The sequence below is a fragment of the Chryseobacterium sp. WLY505 genome, from assembly GCF_030846215.1.
In the GTDB taxonomy this organism is placed as follows: Bacteria; Bacteroidota; Bacteroidia; order Flavobacteriales; family Weeksellaceae; genus Chryseobacterium.
On the sequence record NZ_JAVCWI010000004.1, the window covers coordinates 65,744 to 78,625 of the forward strand.

Consider the following 12,882-nt stretch of genomic DNA (forward strand, 5'->3'; position numbering starts at 1 on the left):
TCATTTCTATCAGGAACTTCTCCGGTATTGCTGAAAAATTATTTCAGGTTCTGTTTTATACAAATAATTAATGAGCTTTCATGGTCTGTTTTGTAATAATTTTTCCACATCCGGGTGGCAATTTTCTTACAGGTGTTTTTCCGGAAAAGCTTTCGGAAAATTTAGTTTTGTACTCAATAAAAACGGGAAACAATGAAAAAATATAATCGTGATTTTCTTCATTTTAGTCTTTCGGGGAGACTGGTAGCTAAAGTCCCCAATCTGTTGGAAAGACTCTGAATATCAATTGTTCCTGAGATTTCTTCACTTCATTAATAACTCATAATCAAATAATAATGTTTAAAAACTTTACTACATTATCAGTAGCAGCAGCTTTGCTCTCTTATGGTATTGTGTCTGCCCAAAGTGTCGGAATCAATACAGCTCAACCAGGTTCAACACTGGATGTGAACGGATCATTAGCTGCAAAATACAGCACTGTTACTGCCGCAGCGTATACACTTACTGCTGCTGATTTTCATATCTCGTATAACGGAACGGCCAACGCGGTTTTTACATTACCGACATCAATATCCGGTGCAGGTAATTTCAAAGGACGTCTGTATACGATCAGAAATAATACTGCTTTTACCGTTACAATAGCTCCCGCAGCGTCAGAAACCATTAATGGTAATGTAAGTATGGCAGTAGGTCCTAATCAGAGCCTGCAGCTCATCAGTACCGGTCTCACAGGAGCAGCTTCTACATGGGAAATTTCAGGAAGTGCAAATGTGACGGCAAGCAACGGGCTTACAGCTGCAGGACAGGATGTGAGACTTGGCGGTACACTTTTACAGAATACAGCGATTGATTATCTGGACAAAGCCTTATATTTCAGGAGCAATGTAGATGGTCCAGGATTGACATCCATCAGCAATACGAATTCCGGAACTAATGCTTCCGCTCTTTTAAGACTTACTAATGATATAGGAAGTTCTATGGATATGTTCCTGAACTCTTCCACCAAAACAACAGAAGGCGGAGCCAGTGCAGGAATCATAAACAATATAGGTGGCGCGCTAACAATAGCGGGAAATAATAATGTTGCCCAGTTGAAACTCAGCCAGGCCAATGGAGGTGATTATCTTTTTAATGGAGACAGAAAGCTTAACTTCAATGGAGACGGTGATATTACAGCGTTTGGGGCTGCCGGTAATTCTGTGAATGCTTTCAATGGTCTTCTTACCTTAAAAGGAAACAGCAACAATCCTGCATTTGCTCAGGTAACCGTTGGGACTACAGGGCTTAGATACTATTATGGTAACAGCGTTAACAGTATGCTTGACATCGATGGTAATGGAGATATCAATATGAACAGACCGGAAGTTGGCGGTATTGGCGGAAATAAAGTGGCGGCCACCAAAGGGCATCTAGATTTAAGCGGATACAACACGCTGAATGGCTCTGTTACTCAGATTTACCTTGGGGCGGAAGGATTTAAGTACAGTTATAACGGAAGCACTAAGGTGACGATTGATGGTAACGGATTGGTGAGTGCAGCAGGTGGTTTTGTCAATACTTCGGATACGCGTTTAAAAACTCAGGTTAAAGAAATAGGATATGGTCTTACTACCATTATGGCATTGCAGCCGAAACAATACGAGCTGTCTGCCAATAATCAGATTAAAGAAGGTAAACCGGCTGTGAATCCGGCACAGAAGACTCAGCATAAAATAGGATTTCTGGCACAGGATCTTTATAAACTAATTCCTGAAGCCGTCTATAAACCAAAAGATGATACCAGAGAGGCCTGGGCTGTTGACTACGCTTCACTTGTTCCTGCCCTTACAAAAGCCATTCAGGATCAGCAGACTGAGATAGAAGCACAAAAAAACAAAATCAAAAAGATGGAAGAAGAAATGAGTGCCATCAAAAAGAAACTGGGATTGTAATAAACAGGTACAATATTTTGGACTTAAAGGTATTGCATTTCCGATTCTAAGAACACACACACTAAAAAGAATATCTTATCCTTTTGGAAAACTATTTTAATAAAGCATTCCCTCGGTTTTTATTAAAATATCTAAGGTTTAGAATTTCCCAATTTTTTATTTTCCAATACGTCGCAAAAGCCTGCAGATAGCAGGCTTTTTTGATATGTAGTTGTTCGGAATATCTGTAAAAAGTATACAACAATCATGGATTTGTCTTAGAACCAACGTTATCTGTATCCTCATCTTTGTACTGTTAATCAAATACTCAGAAAATGAAAAAGATAATTTTAATTACAGGGGCAAGTTCAGGGATGGGTAAAGAAGCCGCAAAATCCCTCATCCAGAAAGGTCATACAGTTTATACAGCAGCCAGAAGAATTGATCAGATGCAGGATCTGAAAAATATGGGTGGATATCCTATTCAAATGGATATTACCAAAGAAGAAGACATCCAGAATGTTGTGGATACTATCATCAGGAGAGAAGGCAGAATTGATGTACTTTGGAATAATGCAGGCTTTGGCTTGTATGGTTCGGTGGAAGATGTACCCTTGGAGGAAGCCCGAAAGCAGATGGAAGTAAATGTCTTTGGAATGGCTGCAATGACGCAAAAAGTAATACCCTACATGCGAAAAGCAAGATCAGGAACTATTATCAATACTTCTTCTATGGGAGGAAAGATGTACTTTCCTATGGGAGCCTGGTATCACGCCAGCAAACACGCCGTGGAGGGGCTAAGTGATTGTCTTCGTCTGGAGCTGAAATCTTTCAATATTAAAGTTGTGGTTTTGGAACCAGGCTTTATTGCTACGGAATTTGGTTCAGTATTATTGGACAATTTTTCTAAAATATCAAAAGGCAGCGCCTATGGAAATATGATGGATAAAATTGCAAAGGGAACGGCTGATGCAGCCAAAGGAAACGGCTCATCAAAACCTGATGTCATTGCGGAGGCTATTGTGAAAATAGTTACTTCCAACAATCCCAAAACAAGGTATAAAGTAGGTAAATATTCTGTAATGATGCCTTGGATGCGTGTTTATTTGGGAGATAGGTTATTTGACAAAATTGTAATGAGCCAAATGTAATAATGGATATTCAAAAAACAATTAAATAAAATGAAAACAACAAAGACTCTGATTATAGTTATGCTGGCGATGTTTGTCAGCACCTATGCACAATCTGAAAAAGCAATTGTAGGAAATTGGGAATCTGACAAAAAAGATGTCAGAATTGAAATCCTTAAAGAAGGAGATACATATTCTGGAAACTATCTCTGGGGAAAGGATATTGTTGAAAAAGATGGTATTACTTCCAAAAAAGATATCAAAAACCCGGACGTTAAACTCCGTTCCCGTAATGTAGTGGGAATTAAAAGCTTAACAGGTTTAGTATGGAACGGAAAAGAATATGTGAACGGCAAAATCTATAATGCACCGAGTGGAGATACTTATAGCTGTAAAATATGGATTAAAAATGACAAACTCTATTTGAGAGGATATTTAGGATTGTCTTTACTGGGGCAAACAGCAACTTTTCATAAATATAAATAATTGAAATCATTCAGGTGAATTTAATAGATTTTACTGTGGACTGGATTAAAGGTGAATTGTTTGAGGCTAAATTAATTCTTACCTTTGGTATTATCACAATACTTGCAGGTTTTATTTTTTGGAAAGAAGGATCAACTCTAAATGCAAAGGCACTTTTCATTCCTTTATTGGTTGCAGGAACCATTTACTCAGCAATTGGCAGTGGAATGCTGTATTCCAATACAAAACGGATGAGAGACTTTCCCAAAAATTATCAGAAGAACAAATCAGTATTTGCCAATCTTGAAAAGAAGCGGGTTGATGATTTTCAGTATGGATACAAGGTGTCAAAAATTGTAGCCACTCTCTTTTTTGCAATCACACTGATTATTTTCTGGACTACCAAAAATCCTGTCCAGATGGGAATAGGAATTGGGCTTACATATTTTGCATTGGCCGGATTGGTGATTGATTATTTTTCCGGGGAAAGAGCAGATGTATATTATTCGGCGATTTTAAAATCATTAAGATCATAAAAAAGCAGTAAATTAAACAAATGAAACCTATTATCAACATACAATCTATCTCTGACATTAATAATTTTGTTCAGCATAAGACCAGGCATCCTTTGGTAACTGTTATTGATTTCGGTAAAATGGATGATCAGATGGAAGAAGGTATACGGATAAGCTGTGATTTTTATTCCGTGATGTTCAAAAACTATTGTGCCAATAATATTCGCTATGGCAGGCAGTCTTATGATTTTCAGGAAGGAAGTTTGGTTTGTATTGCCCCAAAGCAAGTAGTAACCATGGATACAGAAATTATAAAAAAAGAAAACATGATGGGCTGGGGATTGTTTTTTCATCCTGATCTTTTGCGTGGCACCTCATTAGGAATGAAGATGAAAGACTATACATTTTTTTCCTATGAAACATCGGAGGCTCTTCATTTATCAGATAAAGAAAAAGAGATTCTGTATGACTGTATACAGAAAATAGAAACAGAGCTTCAGGAAAATATTGATCATCATAGTCAGACACTGATCGTATCTAACATAGAACTTTTGCTGAATTATTGCCAGCGTTATTACGGAAGGCAGTTTATTACAAGAAAAAACTCTAACAGAGATATCGTAGCGCAGGTTGAAAATGTTCTGAAAGGGTATTTTTTTTCTGATACTTTAAAAATGGAAGGATTACCAACAGTAAGCGATCTGGCAGATAAAGTAAATTTATCTCCTAACTACCTCAGTGACCTGTTGAAAAAAGAAACCGGAATGAATACCAAGGATCATATTCACCATTTTCTGATCGAAGAAGCTAAAAATATTTTATTGAGCTCCAATAAAAGTATCAGTGAAATTGCTTATGAACTGGGATTTGAGTACCCGCAGTATTTTAGTAAACTGTTTAAGCAAAAAACAGGAAATACACCTCAGGAATTCAGAAATTTGAATTGAAAATTTGATTTTTGGAAATAGAAAAACCTACAGTATAGTAGGTTTTTTGAGAATAATAGGGATATCTGTAAGTCATGATGATATTGTGAACTATCAATTTATTTCAGGTTTTCCCTAAAAAACGCATCCATTTTATCGAAAGGAATAATGTCTGTTTTGTCGTAAAGATCTGTATGTACAGCATCAGGAATGATTATTAATTCTTTAGGCTCAGCAGCCATCTTGTAAGCATCTTCACTGAAGTACCTGGAATGTGCTTTTTCTCCTGCAATAATCAGTACCGGACGGGGAGAAATTTCTTTAATATAAGTGAGTAATGGCATATTCATAAAAGAAAGTGCATTGGTTGCATTCCAGGAACCGACTGAGTTTAATGAACGTTCATGAAACCCTCTCGGAGTACGGTAGTAATCAAAGTATTCTTTTACAAACTGAGGCTCATCTCCTTTGAGTTTTTCAGCATTCAGCCTTGGTCCGGGCTGAAATGTTCCCTTTTCTGCATCTTTCCAGCGTTGTTCACCAAGTTGCTGTAACAATTGCGTACGCTGTTCCGGAGTGACGGCGTCATAATATCCTCTGGACATTACCCGTGACATATCATACATACTGGTTGTTGCAACAGCTTTTACCCGGTGATCCACCGCAGCAGCATTTAATGCAAAACCTCCGAATCCACATATTCCGATAATTCCTATACGGCTTCTATCCACTTCTTTCTGTAATCCCAGGAAATCTACCGCAGCACTGAAATCTTCTGTATTGATATCAGGAGATGCCACACTTCTCGGTTCTCCGCCACTTTCCCCGGTATACGATGGATCAAATGCCAGTACAATAAATCCACGTTCTGCCATCTGATTGGCATAGAGACCGGATGACTGCTCTTTTACTGCCCCAAAGGGTCCACTTATGGCAATAGCTGATAGCTCTTTATTTTTAACCTGAGATGCAGGACTGTACAGATCACCGGTAAGTAATATTCCGTAACGATTTGTAAAATGTACTTTTTGGCGGATAACATTGTCACTCAGTTTAAAAGTATAATGTTCGTTTTTTTCTGTATTTTTCATTTTTTTTTCATTTTGCTGTGCATAAGCTTTTCCTGTGAGCAGCAATGCAAATGCTGTTAAAATTGTCCATTTTTTCATGAGAATGTTTCTTTAGATAGGTTTAATGATTTTTGCAGGAATTCCTCCCGCAATGACATTGTCCGGAATGTCTTTAGTAACAACTGCTCCAGCCGCTATTACGGTATTTTCGCCTATGGTAACTCCGGGAAGAATGGTTGCGTTGGCTCCAATCCAGGCATTCTTTTTAATGTGAATACGTCCGGGAACAAGTGAGTGACGGCTTACTGAAGAAACAGGATGTCCTTCAGAAAGTAAACTGACGTTGGGAGCGATTAGAACATGATCTTCTATTGTAATGCCTCCCAAATCAAGAAATGTACAGCCGAAATTGATGAATACATTTTTACCGATTTTTGTATTCTTTCCGTAATTGATATATAACGGAGTAAAAATAGTCGTGTTTTCGTCAATACATATACCGGTGATCTGGCCCAGAAACTCCCTGATTTCTGCCGGATCAGAAGAACCGTTCATTCTGATCAGTAATTTCTTTGTTTCAAAAGAGGCTTCCCGCATTCTGATGGCCTGCGGATCATCTGCAGGAATTGTTTCCCCTTCTGTGAGCCGTTCAAAAATATCCTGTGTTTTCATTATCATTTATTTACAGGACAAAATTAAAAAGTGAACCTCACAGTGCTATTACTGCGAGGCTCAAATAACTTTTCTCTGAAGCTCAGGTTAAATTTCCTTCGGTGAAAATCCGTATTGTTTTTTGAATGCTGTGGAAAAGTGTGAAGGATTTTTAAATCCAACCTCTACATAAACATCCTGTACTTTCCTGCCTTCGTTTTTCATTTTGAAATAGGCTGCTTCAAGACGTTTTCTGATCAGCCATTTTTGCGGACTCAGGTCACTTATCTTTTGGAAGTCCCGCTTGAAAGTGGCAAGACTACGGCCGGTATAGGAAGCAATTTGTTCCATGGTAAGCTCATCCATGTAATTTTCATTCATGAACTCCATAATATCAATTTTCCAGGGCTCTGTAAAATCAAACAAAATAGGAAAAAAGATCTCTGAATGATTGAGTAAGGCGTAGATTCCTTCCTGTAATTTAAGATGAACAACCCCTTCAGTAGGTCTTGTATTTTCATCAAAATAAGGAGTTAGCGATTGAAACAGGCTCGTAATATCGGCACGAGGTTCTATTTTAAATACATTTTCTTCAGAAAAATGAACCTTCTGAGGCAGATCCGATTTATTTAGTTTATGATAAAAATCCCGGAGTAAGTTACGGTTAAAAGTTAATGAAATACCCTTGTAAAGTTCATCGTCTTTACTGTTTTTATACATCATCAGACGATGGTTACGCCGTATAAAAGCACATTCTCCTGCTCCTATGGTTATTTTCGTATTCCTATCTTCAATAATTTGTTCTCCGGAATACAAATAGAGCAGTACATGTTCAGGAGTTGCATGAATGCATTTTTCACTGTAATCCGAAAAACAGGAAAAAAATATTCCTGAGTAATTTATGGTTTTCAATAGGTCAGCCTGTTCCATCTTGTTCTAAAAATATAGGGTCTGTAATAACAAAGTTAGTTATTAAATGCTAAGCTTTCTTTTCTTTACGGCTCAATGTATATTTCCTAGAAGCTCATCAAATCAATTTACCTGTAGGTTATTTTTGATGGTTGCCGTTGTTCCTGATCGCTGTAATTCATTATATTAGCTACCTAAAGTATGTATTTTCACAGAAAAACATTAACCACAAAGAATTTAACCATGAAGCAGACTGTTCTTACAGCATTCTTTTTCTTGTTTGTATTGGGTGTAAAAGCACAAAAACAATCTATTCCCCCTGATACAATTTCTGTTTATTTTGATGAACTCAAGACAGCTTCAAAAAAGAATATCGGACTATGGAACAAAGATTTATATGGTCCTATGATTTTAATCGATCCGAAAACCAGAGAGTTTTTTGCCACCGAGCCGGATTCGGAGGGAATACTGAAACGTGATGGTACGCTCTATTCTGGGGTTTTACCTGCCACAGTCAACATCGCAAATACCGCTGTCAATTGGGGTGGAAAAAGATGGGCAATGATTATGCTCCCTCTTTCTCAGAATAAGGAAAAGAGGATTAATCTTTTGGCTCATGAGTCTTTTCACCGCATTCAGCCTTCATTGGGGTTTAATCTTAACAATGCAGAAAATAATCATCTGGATCAGAAGGAGGGCAGGATTTACCTTCGTCTCGAATTGGAAGCGCTAAAGCAGGCAGTCCGCTCAAATTCAGAAAAAGAAATGAACCAGCATCTCACCAATGCATTGATCTTTAGGAAATACAGGAATACACTTTACAAAGGTTCAGAAACTACAGAAAACCTGCTGGAACTGAATGAGGGAATTGCTGAGTTTACAGGGCTCATTGTGAGTGGCAGAAATAAAGATCAGACAAGATCATATTTTTTGAATGGCATAGAAGGTTTTATGAAAAACCCCACGTTTGTACGTTCATTTGCTTATTACACCATACCTGTTTATGGATATCTGCTGTATCATAAAGATCCGGACTGGAACAAAAAAATTGATTCAAAAACAGACCTGACCGGTTATTTCATTAAAGCATTCGATATAAGGATTCAGACTGACCTGCAAAAAGCAGTTGAAAAGCTATCTGACAATTATAATGGTACATCCATTATAAAGCAGGAAACCGATAGAGAAGAACAAACGAAAAAGCGTATTGCCGAATACAAACTGAAATTCATTCAGCAGCCTCACTTTGAAATCAAATTTGAAAAAATGAATGTTTCCTTTGATCCGAGGAATATTGTGCCTGTGGAAGATCAGGGGACGGTATATCCCAATATCCGGATTACTGATTTGTGGGGCATTCTGACGGTTGAAAATGGAGCATTAATGAGTCCAAACTGGGATAAAATTTCAATATCCAATCCAGTGAAAACCGAAAATAAAAAAATATCAGGTGACGGATGGATTCTTGAACTGACAGACGGCTATACCATAGCTAAAGATGAAGTTAGTGGCAATTATAAATTGATTAAGAACTGATATCCATAAAAAGCATCACTGTTTCGGTGATGCTTTTTATTTAATAATGAGATTAATGATACCATTTCTTTTTCATAAATAAACTGGCTCTTACCAGAAGTATCAACACCGGAACCTCTACCAATGGACCAATCACGCCTACAAATGCCTGTGGTGAATGAATGCCAAAGACCGAGATGGCCACTGCAATAGCCAGTTCAAAATTATTTCCGGTAGCGGTAAAGGCTATAGATGCATTTTTATCGTAAGGTATCTTCAATGTTTTGTTGAGCATAAAACTTACAAAAAACATCAGAACAAAATAGATCACCAATGGGATTGCTATCTTAATGACATCCATTGGCAATTCCAGTATTGTGGAACCTTTTAAGCTAAACATCAGTACGATGGTCAATAATAAAGCATACAATGTCACAGGAGAGATCTTAGGTACGAATTTTCTGTTGTACCAGTCCGCGCCTTTTGATTGGATCAGAAAATAACGGGTGAGAAAACCTGCCAGAAAGGGAATCCCGAGATAGATCAGTACACTTTCTGTGATATCCTGCATAGAAACGTTGACATTAAAGCTTGCCAGACCGAGTTGAATGGGGAGTACATTGATAAAAAGCCAAACCAGAAAACTGTAGGTAAGCACCTGAAAGATGCTGTTTAAAGCCACCAATAATGCTGCATATTCTCTGTTACCTTTGGCGAGATCATTCCACACGATAACCATGGCAATACATCTGGCCAGTCCAATGAGGATTAAACCTGACATATAATCTGGTTCATTTCTTAAAAAAAGAATGGCAAGACCAAACATCAGAACCGGACCAATAATCCAGTTGAGCAATAAAGAAATTCCGATTACTTTTTTATCTTTAAAAACCAATGGCAGAAGAGAATAATCAACCTTAGCCAATGGCGGATACATCATCAAAATAAGTCCGATAGCCAGAGGAATATTAGTAGTACCCACTGACTGTGAATTAATAATAGTAGGAATGGCCGGGAAAAAATGTCCCAAAGCAATTCCTGTCCCCATAGCCAGAAAGATCCATAAGGTAAGATAGCGGTCAAGAAATTTTAATCTGGGCTGCATGATTATTTTTTGATTTTAGAGAAAACATAGAACATCTCTTCTGCAATTTGTAAACTTCTTTCAGTATAAACAGCTGCCTGTTCCGGAGTATGATCTGAAATCTTAGGATCTTCAAATGTGATCGGAATTCTCTTTTCCGCACCGGGAATAAAAGGACATCCGCCATCTGCCTGCGAGCAGGTCATAATTGCTGCAAAACCGGATACAGGATTGAACGGGCTGTCATATTTTTTAGAAAAGCCAATGATCGGAAGGCTGTTATCATCATATTTTACAGCATATACAGGGTTGGTGGTATCAGCAATGCTGAAAATTGAAAAACCCTGTTCTGCTAAAACTTCCGCAATCTTATGAAATAATGCCGTTGTCTCCGTTCCACCGGAATAGCAGCGGACTTCCGGAATTGTAAAGAAAGATGCTGCTGCCTGTGCCCAGATCTGTGCCAGATGGCTTCGTCTTGAATTGTGAGTGCAGATAAAATTCAGGTTGATTTCCTGGTTATCATCCACTTTTTGCTGGATAAAGCTGATCAATGGTTCAAGAACCTCTTTTCTATCGCTATCTGTATTTTCCCATTTCAGAGATTGAATCGTGTTTAATAATTCCTTATACATAAGAATTTAATAAAATTAATTAGCAGCATCCTGATCCCGGAGTACAGGCTGATGTTGGGTTTACAGATAGTTCAGACAAGTTTTTCTTTTGTTTTTCCGAAGGAATTCCGCAGGCTTCCTGAGCAAGGCAGGCTGTTGTTTTGTTTTTCAGAATAAAGTTTTTTCCGTTAAATTCAAGGTCATATTTTCCAATGGTTTCTCCCTGATATTCAACTTCAATTTCCGAGTTTTCTATTCCAAGCTTTTCTTCAGAAAGCTGAATAATATGAAGCAGTTTTCCAGGTTTTAAACGATGTTCATAATCATCTGCATCCCAAAGCTGGAAGTTGACCACTTTTTCATTTCTGATGACTCCACCGCAATCGATGAAGTTTTTTATAATCTGTCCCACTTCCGTTACATGGAAATGTTCAGGGACAAAACTTCCGTTTTCTAATTGAAATTCAACATTTTCCAGGGTGGGAAGAATTTCTTTAATTTCTGATAGTCTCATAGTAGATTAAAATTGAGTGTTATAATTTATAGTGTTATATTGCAATATTACGATGTATTAGTTCAAAAAAATGCCCTAACAGCATTGTTTTATACTAACATCCTGATTAAAAAACAGGTTGAATTCATTTTGAAACTGCTTCCAGTTGCTTTCATTAATGCAGTAGCATACAGATTTTCCTTCAATAGAACCTTTGATGATTCCTATATTCTTCAGCTCTTTTAAATGCTGAGAGATCGTTGCCTGAGCCAATCCAAGTTCTTCAACAAGATCATTACAGATACATGCTTTTTGATTAATGATATACTGTAAAATAGCGATTCTTGCCGGATGTCCCAAAACTTTAAGCAGAGAAGCCAGCTTATTTTGCTCGTCAGTATAGATTTCTGTTTTAGTAACTCCCATTGTTATAATTTTATATTGCAATATTACGATGATAAATTAGTTAAACAATAAAAAAACTTCATAATTTTAATTATAAGTATTTAAATTGTTGTATTTCAGTATTTTAAAGTTTGTTGAGAGTTGATAATATCTGAAATAAAAAAGATGAAGCAAAAACAGGCTTCATCTTTTTATTTGTTGTTATGGTAAACTAATCTTTTTACCCTGTTCAGGGAAGATGTAATTTACTTTTAAAGGATTGTTTTTCAATAGTTCCTTTTTGATCAGTTCAGGATTATCGCCTGTAGGTTTTCTGTGAGTAACCACGATAGTGAGACCCTCAAGGCTGCTTTGTCCGGTTTTTTCTTTGAGTTTGCTCAATTCCTCAATCAGCAGATTAGGAGTAAGGTGCCCAAACAGCAGATGTTCTGGCTGGCTGTTGGGGAAGGAAACTTCAATTAATATCGTGTTGAGCTGTCTTTTTTTAACAAGTGGAGCTGCCCTATTCCAAAGTTGATCCAGACGATCAGATTTTTCTATACGGTCCGCACCTGTATCTCCCAGATAAAGCAGATAATGATTCTCTCTTCTTACCAAAGCGGCACTGCTTTTATATGGATTTACGTGGCTCAGTTCATAACCTGTTATAAAAAAAGGGGTTTTAGGTGCGGGAATTTCAGTTCCTGCCTGCAACTCATTATAATGGTATTTTCCAAGGATAGGTTTCTGTCCCTGATCTGCAAAATTGATCCAGGTATCTGTAATAAAGTAATGATTCTGTAAAATCTGAATCACAGGAGCTATGGCGAAAATGTCTTTTTTAGAATCAGCCGGAGAATTGATGATAAGTCCTGACAAATGATCGAGATGACCGTGGGATACAAAATATCCTTTGATCTGATCTTTTAAAACCGTTTCTGCTGATCCTTCAAGACTTTTCAGTTCAATCGCTTTTCGGATTCCTGCATTTACGGTACCGGCATCCAGGCAGAGAAATGCATTGTCTTTTGGAGCGCCTACCAGATAGGCTGATAAATTGTCTTCCTGCTCACCACCATAGATTCCTAAGGGAATTACATCAAAATTCTGTGCCTGGCAAACAATATTCAGAAGAACCAATAAAGAAAGTGCTGTTTTTTTCATAATACGTATAATAGAAAACCATCTTTTTCGGGATGGACAGAGCAAATTTACG

Annotated in this window: 14 protein-coding genes; 6 read left to right on the plus strand and 8 right to left on the minus strand. The window is 37.5% G+C overall.

Annotated features, from left to right (window positions below; genetic code table 11):
* Positions 1–335: 335 nt before the first annotated feature.
* The 5 genes from RAH34_RS10600 to RAH34_RS10620 all read left to right on the plus strand — a co-directional run bounded on the left by RAH34_RS10600 (position 336) and on the right by RAH34_RS10620 (position 4,967).
* Positions 336–1,931: a tail fiber domain-containing protein gene (locus tag RAH34_RS10600; protein ID WP_306596106.1), complete on the plus strand. Its 1,596-nt coding sequence runs from the start codon at positions 336–338 to the stop codon at positions 1,929–1,931.
* 314 nt (positions 1,932–2,245) lie between these two features.
* A complete protein-coding gene (locus RAH34_RS10605; RefSeq protein ID WP_306596107.1) occupies positions 2,246–3,061 on the plus strand; it encodes an oxidoreductase in 816 nt (271 codons plus the stop codon).
* A gap of 30 nt (positions 3,062–3,091) precedes the next feature.
* Positions 3,092–3,526 carry a DUF2147 domain-containing protein gene (locus RAH34_RS10610; RefSeq protein WP_306596108.1) on the plus strand — a complete coding sequence of 145 codons (435 nt, stop codon included), beginning with the start codon at positions 3,092–3,094 and terminating at the stop codon, positions 3,524–3,526.
* A gap of 14 nt (positions 3,527–3,540) precedes the next feature.
* Entirely contained in the window at positions 3,541–4,041 is a 501-nt protein-coding gene (locus tag RAH34_RS10615) for a hypothetical protein (RefSeq protein WP_306596109.1), read from the plus strand.
* 20 nt (positions 4,042–4,061) lie between these two features.
* Complete coding sequence (locus RAH34_RS10620; protein WP_306596110.1) at positions 4,062–4,967, plus strand: AraC family transcriptional regulator; 906 nt, start codon at positions 4,062–4,064, stop codon at positions 4,965–4,967.
* Between the two features lie 98 nt (positions 4,968–5,065).
* On the opposite strand, the gene RAH34_RS10625 is transcribed toward RAH34_RS10620, so the two are convergent.
* The 3 genes from RAH34_RS10625 to RAH34_RS10635 all read right to left on the minus strand — a co-directional run bounded on the left by RAH34_RS10625 (position 5,066) and on the right by RAH34_RS10635 (position 7,597).
* Positions 5,066–6,115, minus strand: coding sequence for an alpha/beta hydrolase (locus tag RAH34_RS10625; protein ID WP_306596111.1), 1,050 nt, complete (start codon positions 6,113–6,115; stop codon positions 5,066–5,068).
* A gap of 12 nt (positions 6,116–6,127) precedes the next feature.
* Positions 6,128–6,694, minus strand: a complete 567-nt coding sequence (locus RAH34_RS10630) for a sugar O-acetyltransferase (protein ID WP_306596112.1) — start codon at positions 6,692–6,694, stop codon at positions 6,128–6,130.
* Positions 6,695–6,775: 81 nt separating this feature from the next.
* Complete coding sequence (locus RAH34_RS10635) at positions 6,776–7,597, minus strand: AraC family transcriptional regulator (RefSeq protein ID WP_306596113.1); 822 nt, start codon at positions 7,595–7,597, stop codon at positions 6,776–6,778.
* A gap of 222 nt (positions 7,598–7,819) precedes the next feature.
* On the opposite strand from RAH34_RS10635, the gene RAH34_RS10640 reads away from it, so the two are divergent.
* Entirely contained in the window at positions 7,820–9,112 is a 1,293-nt protein-coding gene (locus RAH34_RS10640; RefSeq protein WP_306596114.1) for a hypothetical protein, read from the plus strand.
* A 52-nt stretch (positions 9,113–9,164) separates the two neighbouring features.
* On the opposite strand, the gene arsB is transcribed toward RAH34_RS10640, so the two are convergent.
* From arsB to RAH34_RS10665, 5 genes are all read right to left on the minus strand, one after another.
* The gene (gene arsB, locus RAH34_RS10645) at positions 9,165–10,196 is read right to left on the minus strand and encodes an ACR3 family arsenite efflux transporter (protein ID WP_306596115.1); all 1,032 of its coding nucleotides are present in this window, start codon (positions 10,194–10,196) and stop codon (positions 9,165–9,167) included.
* A 2-nt stretch (positions 10,197–10,198) separates the two neighbouring features.
* The gene (locus RAH34_RS10650; RefSeq protein ID WP_306596116.1) at positions 10,199–10,810 is read right to left on the minus strand and encodes a low molecular weight phosphatase family protein; all 612 of its coding nucleotides are present in this window, start codon (positions 10,808–10,810) and stop codon (positions 10,199–10,201) included.
* Positions 10,811–10,829: 19 nt separating this feature from the next.
* Entirely contained in the window at positions 10,830–11,303 is a 474-nt protein-coding gene (locus tag RAH34_RS10655) for a DUF6428 family protein (protein ID WP_306596117.1), read from the minus strand.
* A 75-nt stretch (positions 11,304–11,378) separates the two neighbouring features.
* On the minus strand, positions 11,379–11,708 hold the full coding sequence (locus RAH34_RS10660; protein ID WP_062670547.1) for a helix-turn-helix transcriptional regulator: 330 nt from the start codon (positions 11,706–11,708) through the stop codon (positions 11,379–11,381).
* A 180-nt stretch (positions 11,709–11,888) separates the two neighbouring features.
* Positions 11,889–12,830: a 3',5'-cyclic-nucleotide phosphodiesterase gene (locus tag RAH34_RS10665; RefSeq protein WP_306596118.1), complete on the minus strand. Its 942-nt coding sequence runs from the start codon at positions 12,828–12,830 to the stop codon at positions 11,889–11,891.
* Positions 12,831–12,882: the final 52 nt, after the last annotated feature.